The sequence below is a fragment of the Kineococcus indalonis genome (genome assembly GCF_009906395.1).
Taxonomy (GTDB): domain Bacteria; phylum Actinomycetota; class Actinomycetes; order Actinomycetales; family Kineococcaceae; genus Kineococcus; species Kineococcus indalonis.
In genome coordinates this window covers 1-745 of record NZ_JAAALM010000941.1, presented here as the reverse complement: position 1 = coordinate 745, position 745 = coordinate 1, and the positions used below count along the sequence as shown (strand labels likewise).

General features: G+C 75.3%; 1 protein-coding gene. It reads left to right on the top strand.

Annotated features, from left to right (window positions below):
- The coding region (locus tag GTR00_RS22060; RefSeq protein ID WP_205706419.1) for a glycosyltransferase at positions 1 to 718 on the top strand (718 nt) is incomplete at its 5' end.
- Between the last annotated feature and the right edge of the window lie 27 nt (positions 719 to 745).

Below are 745 nucleotides of genomic sequence, written 5' to 3'. Positions count from 1 at the left end.
CCCCGGTGGTGCCGGGCGCATGCGGGTGGGCAGCGTGGGGCTGGGCGGGAACGGGCAGTTCACGCGGCTCAGCGCGCTGCGCGACCTGGGCTGGGCCCCGTGGACGCCGTGCCTGACCGAGGACCTGGACCTCGGGCTGCGGCTGCTGGTCGTCGGGTGGGAGAACAAGTACTGCCACACCACCTACGTCGCCCAGCAGGCCGTCGTCTCCCCCGGGCGCCTGCTGCGCCAGCGCGCCCGCTGGTTCCAGGGGAACCTGCAGTGCCTGCAGCGCGTCCCGCTCCTGCTGCGCTCCTCGCTGGGGATCCGCACGACGCTGGACGTGCTGCACCACCTGCTGGCCCCGTTCGCCATCCTGCTCACCAGCCTGCTGCCGGTGCTGCTGGGGCTGCTGGGGCTGCTCTTCCTCGTGGACCCGAACCGCGCCCAGCGGGCCGTGGGCGACACCGACGTGCTCGCGCTGCTGGGGTTCTACGCGCTCACGTTCGCCTTCGTCCCGGTGCTGGCGCACGTGTACCGCTCGCGCACCCCGGTGAGCGGCCCGGCGGCGGTGCTGCTGGCGCACCTGTACGTGCTGTACGCGTGGCTGTGGTACGTCGCCGGCTGGTGGGCGGTGGTGCGCGTGCTGCGCGGGCGCAACGGGTGGGCCAAGACCGCCCGCACCCGCAGCGCCGACACCCTCACGGCCGAGCAGGCGGCCGGCCGGGCTGGCGCCTGACCGGCCGCGGCGGGCGGGCTGCGCGAC